The 26,034-nt window shown below is 39.1% G+C and carries 23 protein-coding genes and 1 tRNA gene; 9 read left to right on the top strand and 15 right to left on the bottom strand.

What is annotated here, in order from left to right; all coding sequences use genetic code 11:
- The first annotated feature begins 41 nt into the window (after nucleotides 1-41).
- Nucleotides 42-785, top strand: coding sequence for a ZIP family metal transporter (locus FERPE_RS04295; RefSeq protein ID WP_014451429.1), 744 nt, complete (start codon nucleotides 42-44; stop codon nucleotides 783-785).
- On the opposite strand, the gene FERPE_RS04290 is transcribed toward FERPE_RS04295, so the two are convergent.
- Genes FERPE_RS04290 through FERPE_RS04275 form a run of 4 tightly spaced genes read right to left on the bottom strand, consistent with a single transcriptional unit; the run spans nucleotide 754 to nucleotide 5,525 of the window.
- Nucleotides 754-2,169: a GGDEF domain-containing response regulator gene (locus FERPE_RS04290; protein WP_014451428.1), complete on the bottom strand. Its 1,416-nt coding sequence runs from the start codon at nucleotides 2,167-2,169 to the stop codon at nucleotides 754-756. The genes FERPE_RS04295 and FERPE_RS04290 overlap by 32 nt on opposite strands.
- Before the next feature lie 53 nt (nucleotides 2,170-2,222).
- On the bottom strand, nucleotides 2,223-3,374 hold the full coding sequence (locus tag FERPE_RS04285; RefSeq protein WP_014451427.1) for an NAD(P)/FAD-dependent oxidoreductase: 1,152 nt from the start codon (nucleotides 3,372-3,374) through the stop codon (nucleotides 2,223-2,225).
- Nucleotides 3,367-5,223 carry an FAD-dependent oxidoreductase gene (locus tag FERPE_RS04280; RefSeq protein ID WP_014451426.1) on the bottom strand — a complete coding sequence of 619 codons (1,857 nt, stop codon included), beginning with the start codon at nucleotides 5,221-5,223 and terminating at the stop codon, nucleotides 3,367-3,369. Before FERPE_RS04280 ends, FERPE_RS04285 begins: the two co-directional genes overlap by 8 nt.
- Nucleotides 5,217-5,525: a (2Fe-2S)-binding protein gene (locus tag FERPE_RS04275; protein WP_014451425.1), complete on the bottom strand. Its 309-nt coding sequence runs from the start codon at nucleotides 5,523-5,525 to the stop codon at nucleotides 5,217-5,219. The genes FERPE_RS04280 and FERPE_RS04275 overlap by 7 nt, the downstream gene beginning before the upstream one ends.
- 279 nt (nucleotides 5,526-5,804) lie before the next feature.
- On the opposite strand from FERPE_RS04275, the gene FERPE_RS04270 reads away from it, so the two are divergent.
- From FERPE_RS04270 to FERPE_RS04250, 5 genes are all read left to right on the top strand, one after another.
- The gene (locus FERPE_RS04270) at nucleotides 5,805-6,998 is read left to right on the top strand and encodes a class I SAM-dependent rRNA methyltransferase (protein ID WP_014451424.1); all 1,194 of its coding nucleotides are present in this window, start codon (nucleotides 5,805-5,807) and stop codon (nucleotides 6,996-6,998) included.
- A 72-nt stretch (nucleotides 6,999-7,070) separates the two neighbouring features.
- Nucleotides 7,071-8,909: an outer membrane protein assembly factor BamB family protein gene (locus tag FERPE_RS04265; RefSeq protein ID WP_014451423.1), complete on the top strand. Its 1,839-nt coding sequence runs from the start codon at nucleotides 7,071-7,073 to the stop codon at nucleotides 8,907-8,909.
- 47 nt (nucleotides 8,910-8,956) lie between these two features.
- A complete protein-coding gene (locus FERPE_RS04260; RefSeq protein WP_014451422.1) occupies nucleotides 8,957-9,508 on the top strand; it encodes an NUDIX hydrolase in 552 nt (183 codons plus the stop codon).
- Nucleotides 9,509-9,512: 4 nt separating this feature from the next.
- Nucleotides 9,513-11,036 carry a YifB family Mg chelatase-like AAA ATPase gene (locus tag FERPE_RS04255; protein WP_014451421.1) on the top strand — a complete coding sequence of 508 codons (1,524 nt, stop codon included), beginning with the start codon at nucleotides 9,513-9,515 and terminating at the stop codon, nucleotides 11,034-11,036.
- Nucleotides 11,037-11,070: 34 nt separating this feature from the next.
- The gene (locus tag FERPE_RS04250) at nucleotides 11,071-12,540 is read left to right on the top strand and encodes a carboxypeptidase M32 (RefSeq protein ID WP_014451420.1); all 1,470 of its coding nucleotides are present in this window, start codon (nucleotides 11,071-11,073) and stop codon (nucleotides 12,538-12,540) included.
- A gap of 207 nt (nucleotides 12,541-12,747) precedes the next feature.
- Here FERPE_RS04250 and FERPE_RS04245 read toward each other — a convergent pair whose 3' ends face one another.
- The 8 genes from FERPE_RS04245 to FERPE_RS04210 all read right to left on the bottom strand — a co-directional run bounded on the left by FERPE_RS04245 (nucleotide 12,748) and on the right by FERPE_RS04210 (nucleotide 21,946).
- Entirely contained in the window at nucleotides 12,748-13,443 is a 696-nt protein-coding gene (locus tag FERPE_RS04245) for a redox-sensing transcriptional repressor Rex (protein ID WP_014451419.1), read from the bottom strand.
- Nucleotides 13,391-15,397, bottom strand: a complete 2,007-nt coding sequence (locus tag FERPE_RS04240; RefSeq protein WP_014451418.1) for a [FeFe] hydrogenase, group A — start codon at nucleotides 15,395-15,397, stop codon at nucleotides 13,391-13,393. The genes FERPE_RS04245 and FERPE_RS04240 overlap by 53 nt, the downstream gene beginning before the upstream one ends.
- 40 nt (nucleotides 15,398-15,437) lie before the next feature.
- The gene (locus FERPE_RS04235; RefSeq protein ID WP_014451417.1) at nucleotides 15,438-17,342 is read right to left on the bottom strand and encodes an NADH-quinone oxidoreductase subunit NuoF; all 1,905 of its coding nucleotides are present in this window, start codon (nucleotides 17,340-17,342) and stop codon (nucleotides 15,438-15,440) included.
- Nucleotides 17,339-17,821, bottom strand: a complete 483-nt coding sequence (gene nuoE, locus FERPE_RS04230; protein ID WP_014451416.1) for an NADH-quinone oxidoreductase subunit NuoE — start codon at nucleotides 17,819-17,821, stop codon at nucleotides 17,339-17,341. The genes FERPE_RS04235 and nuoE overlap by 4 nt, the downstream gene beginning before the upstream one ends.
- Before the next feature lie 605 nt (nucleotides 17,822-18,426).
- A complete protein-coding gene (locus tag FERPE_RS04225) occupies nucleotides 18,427-18,717 on the bottom strand; it encodes a hypothetical protein (RefSeq protein ID WP_014451415.1) in 291 nt (96 codons plus the stop codon).
- Between the two features lie 113 nt (nucleotides 18,718-18,830).
- Complete coding sequence (locus FERPE_RS04220; protein ID WP_014451414.1) at nucleotides 18,831-19,970, bottom strand: SpoIIE family protein phosphatase; 1,140 nt, start codon at nucleotides 19,968-19,970, stop codon at nucleotides 18,831-18,833.
- Nucleotides 19,957-21,681, bottom strand: coding sequence for a [Fe-Fe] hydrogenase large subunit C-terminal domain-containing protein (locus FERPE_RS04215; RefSeq protein ID WP_014451413.1), 1,725 nt, complete (start codon nucleotides 21,679-21,681; stop codon nucleotides 19,957-19,959). Before FERPE_RS04215 ends, FERPE_RS04220 begins: the two co-directional genes overlap by 14 nt.
- Complete coding sequence (locus tag FERPE_RS04210) at nucleotides 21,659-21,946, bottom strand: NAD(P)H-dependent oxidoreductase subunit E (RefSeq protein WP_014451412.1); 288 nt, start codon at nucleotides 21,944-21,946, stop codon at nucleotides 21,659-21,661. Before FERPE_RS04210 ends, FERPE_RS04215 begins: the two co-directional genes overlap by 23 nt.
- Before the next feature lie 303 nt (nucleotides 21,947-22,249).
- Here FERPE_RS04210 and FERPE_RS04205 point away from each other — a divergent pair.
- A tRNA-Asp gene (locus FERPE_RS04205) sits at nucleotides 22,250-22,327 on the top strand.
- An 81-nt stretch (nucleotides 22,328-22,408) separates the two neighbouring features.
- Complete coding sequence (locus FERPE_RS04200; protein ID WP_014451411.1) at nucleotides 22,409-23,050, top strand: lactate utilization protein; 642 nt, start codon at nucleotides 22,409-22,411, stop codon at nucleotides 23,048-23,050.
- 158 nt (nucleotides 23,051-23,208) lie between these two features.
- On the opposite strand, the gene FERPE_RS10710 is transcribed toward FERPE_RS04200, so the two are convergent.
- From FERPE_RS10710 to FERPE_RS10605, 3 genes are all read right to left on the bottom strand, one after another.
- Nucleotides 23,209-23,715 carry a transposase gene (locus FERPE_RS10710; protein ID WP_245530437.1) on the bottom strand — a complete coding sequence of 169 codons (507 nt, stop codon included), beginning with the start codon at nucleotides 23,713-23,715 and terminating at the stop codon, nucleotides 23,209-23,211.
- The gene (locus FERPE_RS10705; protein WP_245530436.1) at nucleotides 23,601-23,972 is read right to left on the bottom strand and encodes a hypothetical protein; all 372 of its coding nucleotides are present in this window, start codon (nucleotides 23,970-23,972) and stop codon (nucleotides 23,601-23,603) included. Before FERPE_RS10705 ends, FERPE_RS10710 begins: the two co-directional genes overlap by 115 nt.
- A gap of 302 nt (nucleotides 23,973-24,274) precedes the next feature.
- Complete coding sequence (locus tag FERPE_RS10605) at nucleotides 24,275-25,225, bottom strand: DDE-type integrase/transposase/recombinase (RefSeq protein WP_014451107.1); 951 nt, start codon at nucleotides 25,223-25,225, stop codon at nucleotides 24,275-24,277.
- Nucleotides 25,226-25,351: 126 nt separating this feature from the next.
- Between FERPE_RS10605 and FERPE_RS04185 the strand changes: the two genes are divergently transcribed.
- Nucleotides 25,352-25,996: a redox-sensing transcriptional repressor Rex gene (locus tag FERPE_RS04185; RefSeq protein WP_014451410.1), complete on the top strand. Its 645-nt coding sequence runs from the start codon at nucleotides 25,352-25,354 to the stop codon at nucleotides 25,994-25,996.
- Nucleotides 25,997-26,034 lie beyond the last annotated feature (38 nt).

Below are 26,034 nucleotides of genomic sequence, written 5' to 3'. Positions count from 1 at the left end.
TAGGTTAGGGCACTACTAAAGTTGGGGGTGTCAGTATTATCCTGGCTCAAGAATTCTTAAAGGGGACGATTCTTAGTACAGTGGCTGGACTTTCAACTGTACTTGGTGCAATACCATTGCTATTATTTCACAAACACCTTGGAGAAAAGGTTATCGATTCGTTGATGGGTATGGCTGCAGGCATAATGCTTGCAGCAAGTGCTTTTAGCTTAGCAGGTCCTTCACTTGAAATAGGTGGAGTTTTCCGCTTTACCATAGGTTTCTTGCTTGGTGCTGTTCTCGTAGATTTGATGGATAAGTATTCGCCACATGAACATTTTTTAAAAGGTCATGAAGGAGCAGATGTTAAGAAACTATCAAAGATATGGCTCTTTGTGATAGCTATAACAATTCACAACTTCCCGGAAGGTATGGCGGTTGGGATAAGTGGTTACACACCAGAAGCTTTAAATGTTGCTATAGCTATCGGGACGCAGAATATTCCAGAAGGTGCTGCTACAATGGTTGCGTTAATGAATGCGGGATATTCAACTCCATTTTCGTTATTGGTTACTTTCCTTACAGGCGTGGTTGAAGTTATCGGTGGAGTATTCGGCGCTGGATTGATATTAATTAGCAAAAAACTTTTGTCGTATATGTTGGCATTTGCAGCAGGTGCTATGGTGTTTGTTGTCAGCGATGAGGTTATACCTGAGACACATTTACGTGGAAATGAACGGTTATCTACTTACTTTCTTATACTTGGTTTTTTAATCATGTCTGCTCTTGATGTTGTGCTTGGCTGAGCAGCACGTTATTTTTTGGAAGGAACATGTAACTAGCTTTGTCTTTTCCAGTTTTCTTCGATATATACAATAAGTCATCTGCTGCTTTCAACACCTCTGTCGGGGATTCATAACCTTCCGAACTCACAACACCACAAGAAATGGTGCATTTACCGTGCGGGAATTGAGTGTTTCTAACTCTAGCTAAGATTTTCTCAATTAGGTCAACAACTTCGTCGGTGTTTGACACCTTTGTTATGATAAGACAGAATTCTTCTCCACCGTACCTTCCTGCTATACCTTTTCCTGCTATCTCCTCTTTCAAAATCGCAGCGAGACCCTTTAATACCTCGTCTCCAACTAAATGTCCGTATGTATCGTTCACCTTTTTAAAATTGTCAATATCGAACATTGCAACGTAATATATCGTTTTGTTTATTTTGGCCAGGTTATGCGTCTCCTCAAGGAATCTCAATAACTCCTTTTTGTTGAATAGCCCTGTTAAACCATCAACGGTGGATGCAACTTTGAGTTCTCTGAAAATGTTCAATGTATTGAACAGAAGTGATATGCTTTCGTTTGCTTCGTTTAAAACCTTGTTCAAGCTCCACCTATCTGTTGGATTTGTATATGCGATTAGTCCTATTTCACTCTCTTGATATTTGATAACAACGGTTTCCAAACCATCTACTTTGAATTCTGAACCAAAATTACCAAAGTAAGACCAATTGGAAGGTTCTAAGGGTCTTTCAAACGAACCTAGTAGTTTTTCTTTACTGATCATCTTACTTAGTGGCAAGCCAAAGTTGTAAATTCGTCCTTCAACTGGTGATAAAAGAAGGAAAGCGAGCCCAGTAAAACGGGAGAAGAATTCTAAAAAATTCTTGAGTTGCTGGATGACGTAAAGTTCGTCTCTTGCAAACTGAATGAGAGAAAGTATCTCTCTGTTCAGTATTTCAGTTCTCATCTTTTGCTCAAGAACATCATAGATACTTGTTACGTAAAACATCTCTTTTGATTTAGAAGAAGCGTAATCACCAGAAAGAAATCTTTCAAGTTCCTTTTCAAGCACGTCTTTTGAAAGCAGTTTCGAGATAAATTTGTTAGCACCGCTATGCTCAGCCCAGAACTCATTTATGACATCATCAGAACCAGTTAAAACAGCGATACCCGCGTTTTTAAACGCGGGTATCGACCTAAGATAAAGACACATTTGAAGACCAGATATTCCAGGCATATTGTAATCGGTAATGATTACATCTGGTAATTCTTTTAAGGCAATTTCTATACCTTTTGTTCCATCTTCAGCAACTATTATCTGATTTACTCCCAATTTCTCTAGGATGCTTTGAAGAACCATCCTCCAAAATTTGCTGTCGTCAACTATAAGGACTTTCTTGTCCATATTACTATCAGCACTCCCCTTGAAAACAAAAATGTTTTCTAACACTACTTAAATTATACCACGTTTTTCTCTCTTTCCGAAACCTGACCTTCGAATCTTTTTATATCAAGGTAGGAGAGATCGGTGTGTAGCGTCTTTCCAAATACTATTAATTCTGCAAGCGCTTCACCAACGGCAGGTGCTACCATGAAACCATGGCCTGAATAGCCTACTGCGTAATAATATCCTTTTACCTTTTCGCTTGCACCAATTATTGGTTGGGCATCAGGTGACATGTTGTACATTCCACTCCAGTGTCGTATTATCCTGACATTTTTTAGGAATGGGAAAATTCTAACCATTTTATTTGCTAGCTCTTTTTCAAATTTGTACGTGACGTTGAAGTTGAGTCCTGGTTTTTCATCTTTATCACCTTGTCCCATTATGAATTGTCCATGGAGGGTTTGACGCATGTAAAAATTACCGGAAAAGCTTATTGCCATCATTGGGAAGAAGTTCTCTAACGGCTCGGTCACCAAAATTTGATGTCTGTAACTCTCGGTCAGAAGGTCAACACCGACAAGTTTTGAGACCTCATTTGACCATGGTCCTGAGGCGTTGACAACTACGTCACATGCAAAGTACCCAGCTGTCGTATCGATGCCTATAACTTTCCCGTTTGCAACGTCAATATTCTTTACTTCTGTGTGGGTATATATGTGCCCATCCATTCTTCTAATTGCTTGCGCATAACCGATAACGGCTTTATGCGGATTGGCATGACCATCCGTTTGGCAAAACGTAGCCATAACCAACCCTTCGGTGTTTATGTACGGGTATCTTTCAGAAACCTGTTTAGGAGTCAGGATTTCTACGTTTAGCCCTTCTTCACGTTGCATTTTGACGTTCTTTTCAAATTGTTCAGCTTCCTCTTCGCTGTATGAGAGTACCAAATATCCACCCTGTTTGTATTCTATATCCATACCGACATCTTCTTTGAATCTTTCGAATAATTTAACACTTCTCATTGCTAAACGCACATTTGGTCTAGTTGACCATTGTTGTCTAATTCCGCCAGCGCATCTACCTGTTGACCCTGATGAAAGGTACGATTTTTCGAATATCGCAATGGAAGTTTTTCCAAGTTTGCATAAAAAATACCCCAAAGCAGTTCCTGTTATACCCCCACCTATTATGCATACATCATACTTTTTAACTTCACTCATCTTTGACACCCCCTTGTATGCTGCCAGAAATCTCACTTTTCTCAGTCAATTCGGACTTGATCACAGCTTCAAATGGAGTTGGCATTGTTGGGGGGCGGTAGGCTCCAAGTTCTATTTCAGAAATAGGTCTACCTGTCTTCTCTGAAAGGATTTGTAAAGTTAAAGTCCTGCAGGTCTTTCCACCACACGGTCCCATACCTATTCTTAACACTCTTCTGAGTTCTTCGTAATCTGTAATACCCATGTCTATAACTCTTTCGATATCTTCTTTTGTTATTTCCTCGCATCTGCAGATAAATTCATCTGACTTAGCTGGTATTCGGAAACTTCTAACTACATCTTCGTATCCTTTTGGCACTCTGAGAAATACTACGTGTGTTTTTCCCTTGTTGTTTAGAACCACATGGTCCACTTCTCCATCGGCAACGTCTTTACCTTCTCTGTCCAAAAGTTTTACCTTCATGCCATTGTCTGGTATTGGAAGTAGTTCATACGGGATACCAACCAGTGAGTACTCATCCTTCTCCTGAACCATAAATATTGCAAGACCTGGACATTTCATAACGCAAACCCCACAACCAATGCATTTGGTATAATCTATTTGAGGTATGCTATTAATATTCCAACCGACGTTTATTGCTCCAGTCGGGCACGATGTTTCACATGGATTGCAAGGTATAGCTTGTGGGCATTCTATAACCGCTCTTAATTTTCCTATCGGTCCTTTGTCAACTTGTTGCTCTTCTCTGTATCCTCCTTCAGGAAACACAATGCCCATCTTTTTTAGTCCGTCCCTAACCTTTTTGGAGAAAGGTCCTCTTCTAAACTCTTCGAGCTCTTTTTTCATTTTTTCAATCTTTTCTTCAAATGATTTTCCCGTTAGTTCCTGTGCGATATTGTAACCAGCAATGTATCCTTCAATCATAGCAGTTGTTGCCTCTTCTATTCCCGACAGGTCTCCAGCGACAAATACGTTGTGCACGGTTGTTCTCATGTTCTCGTTACGCAAAGGCACATACCCTCCTAATTCGGGTATGTAAACAAGTTTTGCGCCAGTTTGAGCAACAAGCTCAACATTTGGTTGCAAACCAACAGCCAGACATATGGCATCAACAACAAATTCTTTTTCCGTTCCAGGAACTGGTTTAAATCTTTCATCAACTTCAGCTACAACTGCGCCTTGAACCTTGTCATTTCCAATTGCTTCAAGAATCGTATGTTTTAACAATATGGGTATTCCAAGCCTTTTGACTTTATTCGCGTGAACAGCGTATCCACCAACGCGTGATGAAGCTTCAACAATAGCTTTTACTTTTGCACCCGCTTGAACTAACTGATATGCAACGATAAGCCCTATATTACCTGCACCAACGATAAGGAACGATTGACCTGGGAGAACTCTGTATTGGTTCATTAGCGTCTGAACAGCACCAGCTCCATAAACACCAGGGAGAGTGTTATTTTTGAAGGCTAAAAATTTTTCTGTTGCCCCAGTTGCAATTAGCAGATAATCAGCTAAATACTCATTCACAATGTTATTTACCCTATCGTAAACAGTTATTACGTCTTCATATATACCTGTTACCGTTGCTTGCTGTATTATTTCAACTCCAAGACTTTTAACTTTTTTGACAAGTAAGTTCCCAATTTCAAATCCCCTTACCGAGGCGTAGAATCCTTCGTGACCAAAGAATTTGTGTGTTTGCTTTGGAAGTTGACCACCAGGTTCGATTCCTTCGTCTATAATTACCACATCTTTACCATCTCCAAGAGATTCTGCTATAGCTATCGCTCCGGTTAATCCAGCTGGTCCTGAACCAACAACGAGTGCTTTGACGCGCCTTACCATTTTGGTTTCCCCCTTCCAACTTGCATTCTGACATGCATCCCTTCTCTTACGGGGGTTATACAAGCTCTAACGTTAGGAATCCCATCAACTTCCACAAGGCAGGCAGAACACTTACCTATAGCACAGAAAAAACCTCTAGGATGGTTGTGCTCTGTGAAACCGAAAACATCAAAGCCGTTTGCAATAAGAGCACTTGCAATCGTATCTTCCGAAGTTGCGTAAACAGTTTGCCCTTCAAAGTAGAACGTTAAGTAAGTTTTCTCACTCGGAACACTAAGAATAGGATGTTCCTTTATCCGCATGTTGCAGCCACTCCCCTTCCCCAGAGTGTTGAGTTTTTTCACGAAAAGTTTAATTCTCGAACGTTTTTCAACAAAATTATAATCCTTAAGACCTCGCTGTAGAAAATCCCGAAATCGTTCGCTATGAGAATCTTATAACGTTTTATTGTTTAGACCATTTAATACCGAGAGTTTACTCAATTTTTTTCAAAATACCAACACGATTGAGAAAAGCGAAATCTATGCTATAATTTAACCGTAAGCGATGATTATAAGACATGCTAAGAGGTGAAATAGGCGGTGGTTAACAGAAATGCGAAAGTTATTTTAAAGAAAGACATCAAACGTCGTGTATTTAATGGACATCCTTGGGTCTACGATAACGAAATTGAAAAGATAGAAGGCAGCTTTGAGGATGGAGATATAGTCCTTGTATACACTTTCGCAAATCAGTTTTTGGGGATTGGATACATCAATACAAAATCTAAGATAACGGTCAGATTGCTTTCAAGAAAACCGGTAGAAATTAACCGGGAATTTATAAAGAATAGAATTTTGCAAGCAATAAGAAATAGATACAGTATTACAAGAGAGAATGCATACAGGGTTATCTTTGGTGAAGCTGACGGATTACCTGGACTCATTGTGGATAAGTTCGATGAATATCTTACAATTCAATTTAATACACTTGGAATAAACAAGCTTAAAAACCTCATTTTGGAAGTGCTCGTTGAAATTTTCTCACCGGCAGGTATATTTGAAAGAACTGAGGGAAATGCTGTTAAGAAAGAAGGCCTTGAAGAATTCTCAGGTTGGATTTACGGCTCTGGTCCAGAACTCATACCTTTTGAGATAAACGGGATAAAGTTCTTGGCTGATACGAAGGGACAAAAGACGGGAGCGTTCTTAGACCAACGTGAGAATGCGAGAAAACTCAGAGAGTTTGCCCATGACAAGATTTGTCTCGATTGTTTTTCGTATACCGGAAATTTTGGAATGCACTTACTTAGCGGTGGAGCAAAGCACGTAACTTTTGTAGACTATTCAGAGCGTGCAATTGAAGTAGCTAAGGAAATTGCAAAATTAAATGGTTTTGATAAAGATAGAATGGACTTTGTCGTTGCAAATGCTTTTGATTACTTGAAATCCAGTTATGAAAAATCGAAAAAATACGATATAGTAGTTCTTGACCCTCCGTCTTTTGCTAAGAGTGCTTCAAGTCGTGATGCAGCGTTTAAAGGCTATAAAGAAATTAACTATAGAAGTATGAAACTACTGAAAAGTGACGGGTTACTTGCCACAGCATCCTGTACGCAGGTTGTGTCCCAGAGTGAATTTGAATCTATTTTGGTTGATGCCGCTATTGATGCTAAAGTTCTTTTGAGGTTAATTTACAGAGGTGGCCAGCCTGTTGACCATCCACAAGTCTACAATATCCTTGAAACGATGTATCTAAAATTTTTGATTCTACAGGTCTCGCCAATAAATAACTGAACGTATAATTAAGAACGTTTGGTTGATTAATCCATAAGCAGTATCAAGTAGATTATCAGGGGGTAATGTGCTGTGAAAAGAAGATTACTGGCTGTTACTTCACTATCTTTCTTGCTCGCTACACTGCTATTTTCCGGGGCTCTTATTGTTACAACTTCAGGTATTGTTGATGAAGCTGGTAATGTTCTCAAGAGCGTATCAGCATTAGATGTGCTTTTCGATGGTACGCAGTATTACTATGTGGCGACCGATGGTATTTACTCTCTTGACGGGACTACTAAAATAGACATTAGAAATTCACAACGTGTCGGGATCAACTACGTATTATCAAACTCAAAAGTGTACAAGATAGAAAAGGGAGCAGCAACAAGTATAGGAACAGTATCATCAAAGATGAAAAGCGTTTATGTTGTATCAGACTACATAATTGGAATCGAGAGCAACCAAATAGTATGTTACTACGCTGGTAACGTTGTGTGGTCTATCCCAACAGACGCGACTTTCTTTAAGATTTCCGAACAATACATGGCGGTTTTTGGCTCTCAAACACAACTTTTTAACATTTCAAACGTTAGGTTCGTGAAGCTTGAAAGAGTCTACCCAAAATTTTCAGATTACGTCTACTTTGCTGGGTATCATGTCTTTAGTGACGGAAGTAAGATTTACTTCTACCGAGGTTCGGCAAGGTTAAGCACTACTTTTCCATACAAAGGAACACTTTTCACAGATGGAAAGTACCTGTATTCTGGAAATTTTTTGATTACCGCTGACCTTGTACAAAAAGAGTTGAAATTTACCGTAAAATCTCTTGTTCCTGTTGCCACTAGTGAAGAAGAGGAAGAGACTACTGTTGTTCAAGAACCAGTAACGGTTCAGTCTCCAGTCCAACAATCAACTACCCCTTCGACTTCACAAAAGCAATCTGGTGAAGAACAACAACAAAAAGAAGAAATAACCATTGTAAAGCCTTCAGAATCTCAACAGCAACCAAAAACTCCAAAGTTATACGAACTTCTGTGGAAAGTAGTCTTAAACGATTCCATCTCTGGCAAGCCTGCTGTAAAAGGGACTGTTTCATATGTGCCTACAACGAAAGGTACAGTCATTGCAATTGATGGTGGAAAGATAATATGGTCATACCGAACAAACTTTGTCATAACTGCGCATACTACAGTTGGTAATCATATCTACGTCGGGTCTTGGGATGACACCATCTATGCGTTAAGAGAAGACGGAACACTTGCATGGAAACTCTCACTTGACAGTGATATCGCATATGGTCCTGCTTGGGATGGATATTTGTTATACGTGGTTACGGATAAAGGAACGCTTTATATTATCAAAGATGAAGGAAAAACGGGAACCATAAAAAGCTCGTACAAAGTAGGGACCTATCCTTCAATACCGCCATCGGTGTCTCTTTCAGGGAAGGTTTATGTTGTCGATGGTGCTGGGAATCTTTGGAGGGATAAAAGCATAGATAGTTTTGCAGGGAAACCTAAAAACCTACCGATATACTTAGAAACACCTTACGTCAGTAAACAAGTAGGTTTTTCACTTATAGACGAATATGGAAACGTTTATGAATTCATACCTATGAAAGAAGGCACAGTCGTTTTCAAAGAAAAGAACAATTTCTTGACTATTTCGGCCGAAATCACTGATGCTGTTCTAGGAAAAGAAAAGCTCTATGTTATCGATTCAAATGGCAAATTCCAGGTTATTGATAAAAATACTAAGAAGGTTTTGTTTACAGATACCGTTCCAAATGGAAAATACATAAGTTTAAGTAATGGTTACTTATTTGTCTTTGGTAAAGAAGTGAGATGCTATTATGTTAACGATACGCCTTCTGGATATTGGAACAGTCTCTATGGAAACCCGATGAACTGGAACTCTGCTGTTAAATAATCCATCACAAGTTTTAAGAACTATTTTTGAAAGACAGAGGTGAGCTTTTGAAACGCTTCCTTGGTGAATTTAATTACTACGCAGTATGTGTTCCTGTTTATGAGCGTAAAATTCTTTTTGAAGTGAGGTCGGAAAACATCCCACAACCGTTGGAAGTATCGTTTCCAGGTGGGCGCATTGAAGAAAATGAGCAACCATATGAAGCAGCCTTAAGGGAGCTTAAAGAAGAGACAGGACTTCAAACTGTTAAATTACTTTTCGAAGTGGAACCACTTATCACACCTTTCAATTCAGTTGTATACCCATTTGCTGTTTCTGTAGACCTCTACGAACTTTGTATAAACAAAAGTGAGGTGAAGGAAACCTTTTTAGTCCCACTTGAACACTTTGAAAAACCCTATTCCATTGGTTACGTCGATGTAGAACTCAAACCGCGTGAAGACTTTCCATATCATCTCATACCTTTTGGAAAAGAATACAATTGGAAGCGAGGGGTTTATAAGGTCATTTTTTACAAATATGAAAACTATATAATCTGGGGGTTAACTGCACGAATTGCTCAAAGGGTCTACGAGTTAATGAAAGAACAAGGGGGATAGGAGGATGTTTTTCAGCACGAAGTCGGCAGTTATTGTTGGTATAACTCCGCTTCTGGTAAATGTGGAGGTAGATATAAACTCGCGGAGCGTAAAAAGAGACATCAACATTGTCGGACTACCAGATACCGCAGTTAAAGAGAGCAAGCAAAGAATTCTCAGTGCTTTCAAGAATTCAAATGTTTCTATGCCCGATGGGCTTATCACTGTTAACTTAGCACCTGGAGATGTTAAAAAAGAAGGTACCTTTTTAGATTTTGCAATTGCATTAGCTATTTTAGGAGCAGCAAAACACATACCTTCCTTCAACGCTGTTGTTATTGGAGAGTTAGGTTTAGATGGAAGCGTCAAAAAAGTCAAAGGTGTCCTTCCTATATTGTTGGAATTTCAGAATCCTTCGACTACCTTTATCATCCCTGCGGATAATATCCCTGAAGCTGTAGCTACTAAAGCAAAATTCCTACCTTTTAAAAATCTCTACGAAGCGGTCCAAGCAATTAAGACAGGGAACTTTCCTCAAATTGAGTATGAAACACCGAGCTTTGATATTGAAAACCACGAAGTGGACTTTTCGGATATCCGTGGGCATTTAGTTCCAAAACGAGCTTTAGAAGTTGCAGCAAGCGGTGGACATAATGTACTGATGGTTGGACCACCAGGCACGGGAAAAACAATGTTTGCTCGAAGGTTTCCAACTATACTGCCACCTATGAGTGAACAGGAAATCATCGAAACTTCGAAAATATATAGTGCTATTGGTCTGTTGGATTCAAAACTTATCACTAAAAGACCGTTCAGAAGTCCGCACCATACTTCAAGTGCGGTGGCTATAATTGGCGGAGGTACCAACGTCAAGCCTGGAGAGGTGACCCTTGCTCACAATGGTGTGTTGTTCTTGGATGAGCTTCCTGAATTTCGAAGGGATGTTTTGGAAGCGCTCCGTGAACCTCTTGAAGATGGAGTGGTTACTGTTTCTCGTTCAAAAGCCACGCATATCTTTCCGGCCAACTTTCAGTTAATTGCGGCGATGAATCCCTGTCCATGTGGTTACTATGGAGACAAAGAAATAGCCTGCAAATGTTCTTCTTATGAAATTAGAAGATACTGGAAAAATATCTCAGGTCCGATACTTGATAGGATAGACATTCAAATTCAGGTTCCCAGGGTCTCGTACGAAGAGATGCGTGGAAAAATTTTACAAACAGACGGGGAATCGAGTGAGCAAATTCGTGAAAGGGTAATGAAAGCGCGAGAAAAACAGATGCATAGATACAAAGAAGAGAATATAAAGCTAAATGCAAAGTTGACGCACAAAATGGTTGAGAAGTATATTAGACTGGACGACAAAGCAGAGGAGATTTTGAAACTTTTTGTCACAAAGCACAAGCTTTCAGGAAGGGCTATAGATAAAATCTTGAAAGTTTCAAGAACCATCGCAGACCTCAATGGTGATGATATTGTTGATGCAAGAGCTGTTAGTGAAGCATTGCATTACAGGTTGAGCAGCGTAGATTTAGAGTTTGTACTCTGATGATATGTTATTAGAGAAGTTAGGAGGAGTATATATGGAAGAGCTAAAGAATTACTACAAACGGGTGGCAAAGTATTACAGCGCAGCTTCTTTACTTTACTGGGATATGCAGACTTATATGCCAAAAGATGCAGGTCCTTACAGGGCAGAGGTTTTATCCGAAATAGGCACCTATGCTTTCAAATCCATGATCGATGATGCTCTTGGCACACTTTTGGAAACTGCACAACCACAAAATGAAATCGAAGAAAAGATAGTTTCTGTTGGAAAGAAGGAGTATTACAAGTATAAAAAAGTTCCTCCAGAACTCTTTCAGGAGATAATGATGACTTCAACGATGCTTGAACAGAAATGGGAAATTGCAAAACCAAGAGGAGATTTTGAAGAAGTAAGACCCTTGCTTGAAAAACTTGTAGAACTATCCAGAAAGTATGCAGAGATTTTAGGTTACGATGAAGAACCATACGACGCTTTACTTGACCTTTACGAACCTGGTATGAGAGCAATGAGTGTGGAGCAGATATTTAACAATGTTAAGACTTTTACTCTCGAAGTGCTTAAGAAAATAGAGAGCCTACCAAAAACAGAAGACCCATTTGATAGAGAAATCAGTGTTGAAAAACAAAAGGAATTTAGTACTTGGTTATTGCATTACCTTAAGTACGATTTCAACAAGGGCAGGTTAGATGTATCAGCACATCCATTTACTAATCCGATAGGTCTAAACGATGTGCGTATAACAACAAGGTATATTGCGAACGATATGAGGAACTCTATCTATTCAACGATTCATGAATTTGGGCATGCGTTGTATGCGCTCTCCATTCCGGCAGAATTCTATGGTTTACCAATTGGTAGCAGTGCTTCGTATGGTTTTGATGAAAGTCAATCCCGTTTTTGGGAGAATATAGTGGGTAGGAGCCTGGCATTCTGGAAAGGAATATACCAAAAGTTTGTGGAAATTGTTCCAGAAATGAAAAACTACACGGTTGAAGATATTTGGAGAGCAGTGAACAGAGTCCAAAGGTCCTACATCAGAACAGAAGCTGATGAGGTAACGTATAACTTACATATAATCATACGATTCGAAATTGAACGCGCATTAATCAACGGTGAATTGAGTGTGAAAGATATCCCCGAAAAGTGGAATGAATTATTCAAAAAGTATATAGGCTTGGAAGTCCCGAATAACACGCTCGGTTGCATGCAAGACCCGCACTGGTATGGTGGAAACTTTGGTTACTTCCCAACGTATGCACTTGGTAATCTTTACGCTGCTCAAATATTTGAGAAGTTAGAAGAAGAAATTGACTTTGAAGATATAGTTTCAAAGGGAGAGTTCTATGTCATCAAAGACTTTCTGCGAGAAAAGATTCACTCGAAAGGGAAAATGTATGAACCTGCTGAATTAATCAAGATGGTAACCGGTAAGCCACTATCTTACGAACCATTTGTTAGATACGTGAAAGAAAAATACTCGAAGGTGTATGGGATAGAACTCTGAACTTCTGAGCATTAAACTAACGAAAAACAATGGAAAATGCCGGGATAACCCGGCATTTTTCGTTTGTAAAAAAAAGTCCCCGGTTGCTAACCGGGGTGGGAAGGTGTGGTGGCCGTTGTGAGGTCGTTCCTCACTATGTATATGCGCGTGGCGCACTATTGTTCGAAGGCCGACTAACTGTCCAAACATTGCTTGGATATCGTAATATCATTTAGATGTGAGATTTTGTTTTTTGTTTACACTTTCAGCCTCTATCCTTTCTTTTTCTGCCAGCATGTGTTTCAATCCGAGTAATCCCCTTGTTATATCTTCATTTTGCACGATTATATCTTCTGGTACGTCTAATATTCTTGTAGAAAAGTTCCAGAGAGCCTTTATTCCATGGCTTACCAGCAAATCGGCAACTTGTTGTGCAGCATTTTCTGGAACACAGATAGCTGCTATCTTCACTCTAAATCTTCGAATGACCCTCGACAAGTCTTTTAACGGAAGCACCATAAGTTCGCCAACCATCGTTCCTATCTTGTTTGGATCGTTATCGAATATTGCTGCGACCCTTATGCCTATATTTTTGAATCCCTTGTAATTCGCAAGCGCACTTCCAAGATGTCCTGCTCCAATGATTATAATGTTCTCATCTACTCCGGTTCCAAAAAGCTCATCAAGTTCGTTGAGCAATTCCTTAATCACGTAACCTACTTTTGGTTTTCCCTTTGTCTCAAGGAAAGAGAAGTCTTTCCTTACTTGCTCCGGAGTGATACGAAGCATCTCTGCAATTTCTTCAGACAAAACGTATTGCTTACCCTCGATAAGAAGCTGGCTCAAAAGTGCGTGGTACAGTTTCAGACGTTCAAACGTTGCTTTTGGAAACCGAAGAATCCCCTTTCGTTCTTCTAAGTTCATTCAAAGCCACCTCTTTTACTTTCTCGATTGTTGCTTCAGATACTATTATATCATTTACTACGACGTTTGGTGCTTTTCCACAGTTTTCTACGCAGAACGTTCCTTTAATTTCTAAGTTCCTTGCCCATTCTTCTTTGTTTGCGACTGAAATGAGTTTTTCAAGGATTTCATATGAACCTTTCGAGTAGCAAGATGTACCCAAGCACACGCTTACCTTAACTTTGTCTTCGGATTCTTCTGGAAGAGGTAGTATGTCGATTTCTTCTTCTTGAACTCTCCTTCTGTGTTTGTAATGTGTGTGAATTACCTCGTGTGCCTCGTGACTAAGGGGTTTATTGAGATATCTTTCATACAATTGAAGCATATGGAAGTTTTCAGTTGGTGAAATCAGTACGTCGATACTTTGAACTTCTCTGAGAATCTTTGCTCTCTTTTCTCTTGTTCTTACATCGTTTGGATATGGTTGTCCACCACCGCCAATACAACCGTAATTGCACGCCATAACTTCGACAATATCTACATCCAGTTCTCCAGCTTTTATTGAATCAACAATCTTTCTGGTGTTTCCAAGTCCGAAGACTGCAATGCCTTTTACGACCTTACCGTTGCTAAGTTCAATCGTTATTAGTCTCACACCTTCGGAAATTTGTTTTGTTTCTATGTTCTTTATTCCAATTATCTCGTTAATGACATTCACAACACTTCCAAGAACGCCTCCGCTTTTACCAAAGCTCAAACCAGATTGAGATGAAAGTCCAAACGGTCTATCAAATGGTTCGGGCTCTACCATTCTTATATCAATTCCCGTTGACTTAATTATCTTTACAACTTCTCTTGTTGTGAGGACAATGTCAACATCTCCATTAAATTCTTCCCTTTCCGCTTCGAATTTTTTAGCTGTACATGGCATTATTGAAACGAGCACGATATCTTTTGGATCAACACCTATTTCCTTTGCATAGAACTTCTTAATTATTGCTCCAAGTGCCATTTGAGGTGATTTCACACTTGATAGATTAGCCAGATATTCTGGATAGTATTGTTCAGCGAATTTAACCCATCCGGGACAACATGACGTGAATTGCGGTAATTTCTCTCCTTTTTCCAATCTTTCGATGAATTCATGTGCTTCTTCGTAAGTAACAAGGTCTGCGGCAAACGCAACGTCAAAAACTTTCTTAAATCCTATCATCTTCAAAAGGGAGACCATCCTACCTGCTGCAGCCATATCGTCTTCCAAGCCAAATTCTTCTTGTAGAGATGCCCTCACTGCAGGTGCTACCATACCAATTACGTATTTTCCCTCTTCGATAGCCTTGTACACTTTATCAACATCATTTCTAATTGCTAATGCACCTGTTGGACAATATGCAACACATTGACCGCAGAGAACACATTCTGTGTTTTCTAGCTTCTCTTCAAACGATGGAACAACCTGAGCTTCGAAACCCCTGTAAGCGAAATCTATTGCGGCAATCGATTGAATTTCATCACATGCCCTTACACAATCTCCGCAAAGGATACACTTGGAATTGTCCCTAACAATGACTGATGATGTGTCGGTAATTGTTTTCTTTGAAATCTTTTCAAACCTGTTATTTGTCAATCCGAACTCTTGTGCATATTTTTGCAGCTTACACTTTCCGTTCATCTCACATGTTGTACAGTCACCGTCGTGAGATGCAAGTAAAAGTTGGAGTATACCTTTTCTCAGCTCGTAAATCTTCGGTGTATGTGTCTTTATTACCATTCCTTCCCTTGGTTGCAGTGTACAAGATGTCACTATATCCTTTCCGTCAACTTCAACAAGACACATCCTACAAGCTCCGTATATCGATGTCTCTGAGAGATAACAAAGGTTTGGAATCTCGATACCGACTTCTCTAAGAGCTTCAAGCACATTTCTTGCATCGTCCCGTATTTCTATTTCCCTTCCATTAACTATTATCTTCATTCTCCATCACCCTCCCAAACTAACAATCAGGTCTTGAGGATCAACCAACAAGTTCTATAGCACCGAACTTACACTTTGTTACACACAGTCCACATTTGATACACTTTTCTTGGTCAATTACATACGGTTTACCTCTCTCGCCGGTGATAGCGCCGTTTGGACAACTTCTTGCACACAGGCTGCAGCTCTTACATTTTTCTGGTATAATCACGTATTTCTTGAACGCGGTACACATTCCGCTTGGACATCTTCCTTCAATATGTTCGATGTATTCGGACCTAAAATATTTAAGGGTACTGATAATTGGGTTTGGAGCCGTCTTTCCAAGACCGCAGAGTGAAGCTGTCTTGATAATCTCTGATAAATATTCGAGGTTTTCCAAGTCTTCATATGTTGCTTTACCTTGTGTGAATTTTTCAAGTATATTGTAAGCTTGCATTGTTCCTTCTCTGCATGGGACACACTTTCCGCAAGATTCGCGTTTCGTGAAATCTAGGAAAAACCTTGCTACTTCGACCATACATCTGTCATCTGTTATTGCCACGATACCTCCCGAACCAACCATTGCACCAACAGATTTTAGTGAATCGTAATCAAGTGGGAGGTCGAAAAGTTCCTCTGGCAGACAAGCTCCCGATGGTCCACCAATCTGGATAGCCTTTATCTTTCTACCGTTCGAGGTTCCGCCGCAGATATTTTCGAGAATGTATCTAATCGTAGTCCCAAATTGAATTTCAATGATACCTGTTAGCTTCAGTGGTCCTGTAACAGAGAACATCTTTGTACCAGGTGAATTCTCAACACCGCGTTTTCTGTAATTCTCAACACCATCTCTGATTATCTTTGGAACATTTGCATATGTTTCGACGTTGTTTATAAGTGTTGGCTTACCCCAGAGACCCGCTTGTGCTGGATATGGTGGTCTTGGTCTTGGAACACCCCTTTTACCTTCAATCGACGCAAGGAGTGCTGTTTCCTCACCACACACAAAAGCTCCTGCACCTTCTTTGACGTAAAGCTCGAAAGAGAAATCTGTTCCGAGTATATTTTCACCAAGAAGACCGTATCTCTTTGCATCTTCTATTGCCTTATTGAACATCTCGACCGCGATTGGATACTCGGCTCTTATGTAAGCGTAACCTTTTCTTGCACCTATTGCATAAGCTGCGATAATCATTCCTTCGAGAACAGAATGTGGGTCTCTTTCAAGAAGTGTTCTATTCATAAACGCTCCGGGGTCACCTTCATCGGCGTTACAAACAACGTATTTGATGTCACCTTGGCTTTTATACGCAGCTTCCCATTTCAAACCTGTTGGAAAGCCTCCGCCACCACGCCCACGTAATCCAGAAGCTTTCACCATATTTATTATCTCAAGCCTATCCATTCCAGAGAGCACTTTTGCAAGAGAAGAATAACCGCCTCGTGCCATATAATCTTCTATGCTTTCACATTCACTTGTTCCGACAGCTTCCATTATGTAGAATGTCTGATTCTTGAAAAATGTAGCATCTTCTAACCTTTCTACTTTTTTGTCAGTAATTGGGTCTGTGAGAAGCAAACGCTCAATGGCTTCTCCTTTTATAAGTGTTCTCTCAACAATTTCCTCTACGTCATCCACTTTAACATGACTATATGTGATGCCATATGGCATTATCTTTACCAGTGGACCAAGCGAACAAAGCCCGCAACATCCCGTTTTCTTCACTGGTTCGTCATTCTCATCGAGCTTCTCGATTTTTATATCAAGCCCTTTTTCTTTGATTACTTCAACAAACCTCGCATAAACTTTTCTTGAGCCACTTGCTGTACAACCAGTTCCAACACAAACATATACTGAAGGTTTTTGGAGCTTTCTTTCTCTTTTCTCTTTGAGTTTTTCTATGTAATCAAGCAATTCTTGAGGGCTTTTCAATATTGGTTCATTTACAACAACTGTGCTCATTGTTCTTCCTCCTTCCTCTCTCTGAGTTTCCTCAGAATCTCTTTAACCTGTTCTGGAGTGAGTTTTCCGTAAACTTCATCGTTTATTACCATAGCTGGAGCAAGTGCACATGCACCGAGACAACCGACTTTATCGAGACTGAATTTCAAATCTGCTGTAACTTCACCTGGTTTGATACCTATTTCTTCTTCTATAGCTTTTACAAGACTCATTGAACCTTCCATATGACATGCAGTTCCATCACAGATAAGAATTGTGTACTCACCTTTCGGTTTTAGAGAAAACTGGGCGTAAAATGTTGCAACACCATAAATTTTGGCAGGAGGGATACCAAGTGCGGTGCCGATGTAGTATACAACATCCTTTGGGATGTGCCTGTACTCTTTTTGGACTTCGAGCAAGATTTTGATAAGCATCTCTTTCTTGTATTCGTACTTCTTAAGTATCTCTTCAACCTTACTGTACGTTTGAGTAAGCATCGCCACACCTCCACAGTAATTAATAATCATCTATCTTTGCTACATTCTTTGCGTACAACCTATCGTGATACTTTTCACGAATAGCATAAAACAAAATGCTGTCTCTGTCAAGGGGTAATTTAGAAATTTTTCACGACATAAATTCGCAATGAGTGTGATTACCTAATAAATACCTAATAAATAGGCTTTTACTCACTCTGTCTTTTTCAAATCGATGGGTTTAGTTTGGATGAGAAGCTTAAGAAAGGATGGGTGACCTTTTGCAGGGAATTCTGAATAAGTATCTTGAAACTACTTTTGTAGATACAACACAATCGTTGCAGACCTTAAGGATTGGTCTGTGGGCAGGTTTTAGCAAGTGAAAGGTATAAAAAGCATCGAAAAGTCATACATCTTTTCTCCCGTTATGACGAGAAAAGGAAATTATTATTAGATAAGAAAGGTTAAATGTTTGTTTGCCATTTTCCTTGCAAATTAGCCTCTTCTGAAATAACACTTGAGAATTGTTGGAATGATAAAGATAAAGCGTGTGGTAATTGGCAAAGACAGATAACAACATTAAAAGTATGTAGAAGCACAGCTACGTTATTTGTTTTGTAATTTCGTTATAACCCGAAGCCAACTCCTCCGTAGAATCCATACGTCAGCAAAAAATTGCTGTATTGTGCTAGTCCTTGAAGAGGTTTACCATTAACAAGCCATCCGTCTAGCGAATATCCAACAATTGCAATTGTTCCAACCTTAAGTTGCATAAAGTCTGTTACTTTAACAGCAATGGCAAGATTTGCCGCAAGTGAGATGTAACTTGTGAAAGTGGTAAGATAACCTTCGAGAGTTCCATCTTCGAGGTTGCTAACGTTTGTGTTGTTCTCATTAACCTTTCTTTCGAGAATCAAATCCTGGTGAAAAATGCATTTTTAGATAGTAACAGAAGAACTTAGATAGTAAATAAAAAGAGGCTATATTCCTAGCCTCTCTCCATTGTTGTTCTGAAAAGCCTCATGTTGAATCAGTAATACTCTATCTTTACAACCTTGCCACGCTTTTTAAGTGTTTGAGAGATATCATGAATAAGCCTAAATTTCAAAGAGATATCATGTGAAAAAAGTGGGTTTTGGTGGGCGGGATTTATAGCCCTACCAACCAAAAAAGTTATAACATCAGCTTCTTCGAGCATATCGATAAGTTTTTGAGCACCAATACCCAAAGTTGTGTCTTGGTTTTCATAGTATCTGAAAACCTGCGACAATGTGATAATTCCCTCAGTAACCAGGTCTACACCCTCCATATATCCTATAGGTGGGGAATATTCCGATATACTTGAGAAATCTATCTCCACCTTTTTACCAAGTATTTTCTCAACAATTTGGCTCGTCGTCCCACCACAAATGACTTTTTTACCTTCTGCATTCATCAGTTTCTCAACAACTATCTTGTCATTCTCTTTCTTTTCAGGTGGTCCAACCATGATTGTTAGATTTCTTCTCTCTCTGATTTTTATCGCACAAACAGTTGCGTCATCACCTTTTGTGCCTCTGTCAAGTGCTTCGGCAAGTCTAACAAGATGTTTTGTGATACTCTGCAAATCAACCTTGTTATCGAGTAAATTCTTCAATTCTTTTTTAACGTTATCTACTCCGAAACCAAATGGATACTTCACAGTTCCCATACCCGCTTGCGAAATACCATCTGTCATCAAAAAGACGATATCTCCGGGCTTAATTTGAATACCGCTTTCGAGAACTTTTCTACCCTGTATTTCGTGTACTTTCTTTTCAAGCTCAACGAACTCACCTTCTCTGTAGAAGAGGACTACAGGAAAATCGTACTCAAAGATATGGCAATCTCCACTCACATGGTTAACATAACAAGTGGCAAGTGTCGCATAACTTATTCCCCGAACTTTACACGTTGGAAGCGTTGAAATGATAGACGAAAAGACCTCAGAAATAGGCACATCGCTGAGCAACATCGTTGTAGCCATAGAAGCGGTCAAGGTTGAAAGGATGCTTGCCTTTATTCCACTACCAAGCCCATCTGAAACACTTACAACAGTTTTTTCTTCGGTCTTTTTAAACTTTACCGTATCACCGCAAACCTCTTCGCCGGCTTTGTTCTTTTGTGCGTAATATATCTCAGTTGTCAACATTTTCTTCCCCCAGGAATTTCTTGAATTCTGCGAACCTAGATTTTGTTTCCGCTATCGATTCGCCAAGCAAACTTGCTATGTCTTGAGCCAATTTCATTTGCTCGTTCAAAACTTCATCTATTTTTTCAATAGTTCGTCTTCTCAGCTCGTTCATGTGTTCTCTTTGTTGGACCATCTCCGTAAGGTCTACAAATAGAACAACTATGCCTCCATCGTCTGGTAAGTCAAAAACCTTCGGATACAGATAGACCTTTCTTGAATTAATATAAAGCTCATGTATTTTGTTTGAGCTTTCTTTTGCCCTTTGGCAAATACTGATAATCATATCTTCCGGATAATTCGCAAACAGAATCCCTGCTGCATTGTTTATATACAGAATTTTTGAATCTTTGAATATCACAATTGCATTTGGTGTTTCCTCAACAACAAGGTTACTCACAGAGGAAACCTTTTCAACTAAATATGCAAAACACATTTCTTTTTCTGCCTTACCAACGGCAATAGCAACTGCTTTGTCACGACACGTTTCATATCCACAGCCGGTACAGTCTAATATCTTTTCAGGATCCGTCTTTCCCATCTCTGCAAAAATACGTTCAACTTCTGACTCAGGTATATTGTATTCGACCTTTCGTATTTTCAAAGAACGTTTCAGATCAAAGGGAACCGAAAACCTATCCACCTTTTTTACATTTAGACTTTCTAAAATTCGAATAGCTTTTTGAAGCCTTGAATGTCTTAATAATATGTTGTCTTCCTTTTTCATAGTGGGACCGTTAATACAGCCCCCGACACATGCAGATGCTTCTATAAGTATCTTTTCATTGAAACCATTGAACGTCTTAAAGAAATCTATTATGTTTTCAACACCTTCAAGCACGTAATATGGGAAATTTTCTCCAACATATGCAGCAGCTGAATCAACAACTCCTTTGGAGGATGGATAAAACCTCGCTCTGATTGGATGTGGCGGGTCTGGATAAGTTTGCGGCATATTTTCTAACAAAGTGGCTATCCCTTTGGTAGTATTGTTACTCTCGTGAAAGATTTTTTCTAATCCATTTTCGAATTCTTCGAAAGTCAAGACTACATCAAACACATCCTCAAGTTCCTTCTTTTTCGCAATGCACGGACTAACAAAAACTTTTGGCAAATTTCCGAACATATGTTTCAGGAACTCTGCATGAACGCTTGCAGGGGACTTAACTTTAAACAGATAATCAGCATATTCTGGAAAATACTTTTCAACGAGTTCAACAACAACAGGACACGCCGTTGTGATTAGAGGTTTATTGCTATGTGAAAATATCTTAGCATACTCTGCTGACACGTATTCTGCTCCAATAGAGGTTTCAGAGATATACACGCAGCCTAACTGTTTAAGCAAGGACAAGACTTTAAAAGGTTCTTTGAAATAAGCGTAGAAAGAAGGAGCTATTGACAAAATAAAAGGTTTCCTCACAAGACTTAAGAAGTTCTCGACATCATTTCTGTATTGCTTCGCATTTTGCGGACATATATTGACACAAGTGCCGCAAAGCACACATTCCTCTTCAATAACAAACGATTCACCTTGTTTGAAGCTAATAGCTTTGACTGGACAATTCCTGAGGCATTTGTAACAATACGTACAGTTAGCCTTATCAGATAATATATACCTGCTTCTTGTGATTGTTATCATTGCTTTTTCACCTACTTTCTTCGCTTTCATTTATCACCTTGAGACTTTCCTTGATTTTCTCAATCAAGTTTTCCACGTTTAATAAGCTTACATTTCCAACACGTTCATTACCAAACCTTACATTAACCCCTTCCGAACAATTGCCCATGCAAAGACTCCCACGTAGTTCAATACGTGAGTCTATAAGAGATTCTTTGAGCTTCTCAACTATCTTGTACGCACCTTTTAGATGGCATGAACTTCCTAAGCATACGTAAACTACAAGTTTAGTTTCATCACTTTTTGAATTGTTCATTTCTTGTCCCCTCACTTTGAAATGGGAAGTACGTTTAGTATTTTTTGTGTATTCGTGATTACTTTCACGATATAGTTTAAAACATTTCTTTCATATAGTCAAGTAGCTTAAAATACCTAAAAGAAGTATAAAGAAGCGCATTTTTGACTGAATTCCGGAAATAATTATTTAAAACACTATCATAAAAATTCACAATTAATTTTCAGAGTAAACATAAAGGTTATAAAAATCCCTATTGACAACAACGGGAAGTTATGGCAAAATTATCCACGGTCAGTGGAAAGCTGGCTCAAGCAAGCAGACGGGGACGTGGTGCAGCCTGGTTAGCACGCCGGTCTGTCACACCGGTGGCCGCGAGTTCAAATCTCGTCGTCCCCGCCAAGTGAAGACGGGACCTTTTAAAGGTCCCGTTTTTTGTTTTCTTAGTTCTACAAGTTCTAAAACTTCCTTGGAGGTGTTCGTATGCGTGAAGAACTTTACCTTTGGAAGTATAAAGCACTTGCCGAAAGACTAGCCAAAGAAATGAAAAGGAGGCATTTTGAAGTTCACATTGTTAATTCCAAAGAAGAACTACTAAAAAAAGTTCGCGAACTTGTGCCTGAAGGTTCGACAGTTGCAAATGGTGGGTCGTTGACGTTGATTGAAAATGGTGTTTTGGATATCTTCAGAAACGGTAAATACGTATACTACGACAGGTACGCAGCGAAAATACCCGAAGAGCGTAAAGAGCTTGAATTAAAAGCTTTTACAGTTGATTACTATCTCTCAGGCGCTAACGCTATCACGGAAGATGGAAGACTTGTATTCCTGGATGGTAATGGAAATAGAGTAGCAGCGATTGTTTTTGGACCGAAAAATGTAATAATTATTTCCAGTGTGAACAAGGTAGTAAAGGATATAGAAGATGCACGTGAGAGACTAAGGTTTATCTCACCAATGAACAGTAAGCGACTTAACTTGTCAACTCCATGTGTTCAGAAAGGATTTTGCTATGACTGCACCAGTTCAGATAGAATTTGCAACTACCTTGTCGTTGTTGAATCTTCCGCGAGAATCCCCGGTAGAATTAAAGTAATATTAACAACTTTTGAAACGGGTCTTTGATTTTTGAATGTGTTTGTGAAATTTTCCCCCTACAGGTTAAAATTCTAATCTATTATTTCTTAAATAATATTGCACTTCACAAATAAAAGTGGTAAAATTCAATTGTGAAAAGGATAACATGAACAAGTTGACTCAAAAAGTAAAAACTAAAGATAGTGTTAACTTGTAGTGATGAAAGAGTGTAATTGTGAAAGAATGCGATTGATATTGCCATTGTGCGTTTTCCAAAGATTCTTCACTACACAAAATCCTTGAATATATTTCGCTAAGTTCTTCGTATTCTTCAGCCCTCGCTTGAGTCGGAAAAAGTCTTTCAACAATGAAAACTTAGATTCACATTGATTGTTTTTACCGAGCGGTACCACTACGTGATTGATATTTCTGAACAACAGCTTTACTGCACTTTCATATGCACCAAGTCCATCAGTAATAAGTTCAATGTTTCTAGGTTTTGAATTACCAAAGAACTTCTCGAGCAATACTTTGACTTGTCCCATATCACGATACTTTGAGACATGCCAACAAAGAATTAAGTTAGTTTCGTGATCAACTAATAGCCAAACATAGTACTTTTGTTCTTTGAACACAAGAACAGTTTCATCAGCATGAACTGAGAAAACATTTTCGATGGTAAATGTTGGAAAAGTACAGAGAATAAAGTACACAATTTAATAACCCATTTGTATATGGTGACATGAGATACTTTGATATTAAGAGAATGAGCAAGAGAGCGATAAGACATATTGTGTTTCATATACAAAACAAAAGCCTTTAAGACGAAAAAGATAGGGAAGCGGAAGTATTTAAATTTCTCAGGAATAAGGGTGACTGGTTCGGGGAGGTTAAAAGGTACTCTATCTTTGGTACGACAAGCTCTACAACGGAAGACAACGAAAGAGCGACGGACTTTGTAAATTTGCATAGATTTACCACAAGAAGTGCATTTGGGATAAGGGAAAGGGAAGTTTTTGCGTTTTTGAGAATGGGAGAGTTTGAAAGAATGATGGCAGAGTTTGCAAAGGAATTGTTGGTTACCGTATTTGTCATGACCGTTTTTGTATAAGCTGGTGGAACCGCATTTTTGGACAAGAGAGCGTTGAGTTGTTCATATCGGGATACCTCCTTTGTCGAGAGTTGGTTGGGGGGTGTCCCCTCTTTATAAGGATAATGCGGTTTTTGGAAAGTTTCAATACTTTTAGTTAACATTATCAAACTAAGATAGTGTTAACTTGTAGTGATGAAAGAGTGTAAGTGTGAAAGAATGCAATTGATATTGCCATTGTGTGTTTTCCAAAGATTCTTCACTACACAAAAGCCTTGAATGTATTTTGCTAAATTCTTCGTATTCTTCAGCCCTCGCTTGAGTCGGAAAAAGTCTTTCAACAATGAAAACTTAGATTCACATTGATTGTTTTTACCGAGCGGTACCACTACGTGATTGATATTTCTGAACAACAGCTTTACTGCACTTTCATATGCACCAAGTCCATCAGTAATAAGTTCAATGTTTCTAGGTTTTGAATTACCAAAGAACTTCTCGAGCAATACTTTGACTTGTCCCATATCACGATACTTTGAGACATGCCAACAAAGAATTAAGTTAGTTTCGTGATCAACTAATAGCCAAACATAGTACTTTTGTTCTTTGAACACAAGAACAGTTTCATCAGCATGAACTGAGAAAACATTTTCGATGGTAAATGTTGGAAAAAGTACAGAGAATAAAGTACACAATTTAATAACCCATTTGTATATGGTGACATGAGATACTTTGATATTAAGAGAATGAGCAAGAGAGCGATAAGACATATTGTGTTTCATATACAAAACAAAAGCCTTTAAGACGAAAAAGATAGGGAAGCGGAAATATTTAAATTTCTCAGGAATAAGGGTGACTGGTTCGGGGAGGTTAAAAGGTACTCTATCTTTGGTACGACAAGCTCTACAACGGAAGACAACGAAAGAGCGACGGACTTTGTAAATTTGCATAGATTTACCACAAGAAGTGCATTTGGGATAAGGGAAAGAGAAGTTTTTGCGTTTGTGAGAATGGGAGAGTTTGAAAGAATGATGGCAGAGTTTGCAAAGGAATTGTTGGTTACCGTATTTGTCATGACCGTTTTTGTATAAGCTGGTGGAACCGCATTTTGGACAAGAGAGCGTTGAGTTGTTCATATCGGGATACCTCCTTTGTCGAGAGTTGGTTGGGGGGTGTCCCCTCTTTATAAGGATAATGCGGTTTTTGGAAAGTTTCAATACTTTTAGTTAACATTATCCAAACTAAAGTAGGGGGAGCGATGTATGAAAATACCAAAACCAACGGTCAGAAGGTTAGGACTCTATTATCGTTGTTTAGCAAGGTATAAAGAAGAAGGTGTGAACTTTGTATCTTCGCAAGATATAGCGGACAGGTTGAACATTAAACCAAGTCAGGTTAGAAAGGATTTGTCATACTTTGGTGAATTTGGTAAGCGTGGACTTGGTTACAATGTGAGCAAGTTGATTTCGGAAATAGCGCGCATCATTGGTGTGAATAAAGAATGGAACGTCGCGATTATAGGTGCTGGAAATCTGGGTAGTGCGCTTGCAAATTATCCTGGACTTGCGAAGCATAAATTTAATGTAGTTGCTATGTTTGATAACGACAGGCAGAAAGTTGGTAAAAAGATAGCTGGAATACCTGTTTTCCATATCAGCGAACTGAATCAGAAAGTCAAAGAGCTTAACATCGAAATGGCTGTTATCGCTGTTCCTGAAAGTGCCGCTCAATACGTTGCAGAACTGGTTGAAGAGTCTGGTATAAAAGGAATTGTGAACTTTTCGCCAATAAAGCTAAGGACCAATATACCGGTTGAAGATGTTGATATAACGCTCTCGTTTGAAACATTGGCATACATGATATTAAAGAACTCACCTGTGAATATTCAACAAGAAGAGCAAGTCTGAAAAATGAAAAACACCCCCGTGATGCTTTTGATAAGCAC

This window comes from Fervidobacterium pennivorans DSM 9078, assembly GCF_000235405.2.
Taxonomy (GTDB): domain Bacteria; phylum Thermotogota; class Thermotogae; order Thermotogales; family Fervidobacteriaceae; genus Fervidobacterium; species Fervidobacterium pennivorans.
The sequence above is the reverse complement of the archived record's forward strand: the minus strand, read 5'-3'. Positions and strand labels throughout refer to the sequence as shown.

Bases quoted from the DNA above. Each gene is read 5' to 3' on its own strand.
- FERPE_RS04290 (WP_014451428.1), bottom strand. From the start codon at position 2,169: ATGGACAAGAAAGTCCTTATAGTTGACGACAGCAAATTTTGGAGGATG.
- FERPE_RS04285 (WP_014451427.1), bottom strand. From the start codon at position 3,374: ATGAGTGAAGTTAAAAAGTATGATGTATGCATAATAGGTGGGGGTATA.
- FERPE_RS04280 (WP_014451426.1), bottom strand. From the start codon at position 5,223: ATGGTAAGGCGCGTCAAAGCACTCGTTGTTGGTTCAGGACCAGCTGGA.
- FERPE_RS04275 (WP_014451425.1), bottom strand. From the start codon at position 5,525: ATGCGGATAAAGGAACATCCTATTCTTAGTGTTCCGAGTGAGAAAACT.
- FERPE_RS04255 (WP_014451421.1), top strand. From the start codon at position 9,513: ATGTTTTTCAGCACGAAGTCGGCAGTTATTGTTGGTATAACTCCGCTT.
- FERPE_RS04250 (WP_014451420.1), top strand. From the start codon at position 11,071: ATGGAAGAGCTAAAGAATTACTACAAACGGGTGGCAAAGTATTACAGC.
- FERPE_RS04245 (WP_014451419.1), bottom strand. From the start codon at position 13,443: ATGAACTTAGAAGAACGAAAGGGGATTCTTCGGTTTCCAAAAGCAACG.
- FERPE_RS04240 (WP_014451418.1), bottom strand. From the start codon at position 15,397: ATGAAGATAATAGTTAATGGAAGGGAAATAGAAATACGGGACGATGCA.
- FERPE_RS04235 (WP_014451417.1), bottom strand. From the start codon at position 17,342: ATGAGCACAGTTGTTGTAAATGAACCAATATTGAAAAGCCCTCAAGAA.
- nuoE (WP_014451416.1), bottom strand. From the start codon at position 17,821: ATGCTTACTCAAACGTACAGTAAGGTTGAAGAGATACTTAAGAAGTAC.
- FERPE_RS04220 (WP_014451414.1), bottom strand. From the start codon at position 19,970: ATGTTGACAACTGAGATATATTACGCACAAAAGAACAAAGCCGGCGAA.
- FERPE_RS04215 (WP_014451413.1), bottom strand. From the start codon at position 21,681: ATGAAAGCGAAGAAAGTAGGTGAAAAAGCAATGATAACAATCACAAGA.
- FERPE_RS04210 (WP_014451412.1), bottom strand. From the start codon at position 21,946: ATGAACAATTCAAAAAGTGATGAAACTAAACTTGTAGTTTACGTATGC.
- FERPE_RS04200 (WP_014451411.1), top strand. From the start codon at position 22,409: ATGCGTGAAGAACTTTACCTTTGGAAGTATAAAGCACTTGCCGAAAGA.
- FERPE_RS10705 (WP_245530436.1), bottom strand. From the start codon at position 23,972: ATGCAAATTTACAAAGTCCGTCGCTCTTTCGTTGTCTTCCGTTGTAGA.
- FERPE_RS10605 (WP_014451107.1), bottom strand. From the start codon at position 25,225: ATGAACAACTCAACGCTCTCTTGTCCAAAATGCGGTTCCACCAGCTTA.
- FERPE_RS04185 (WP_014451410.1), top strand. From the start codon at position 25,352: ATGAAAATACCAAAACCAACGGTCAGAAGGTTAGGACTCTATTATCGT.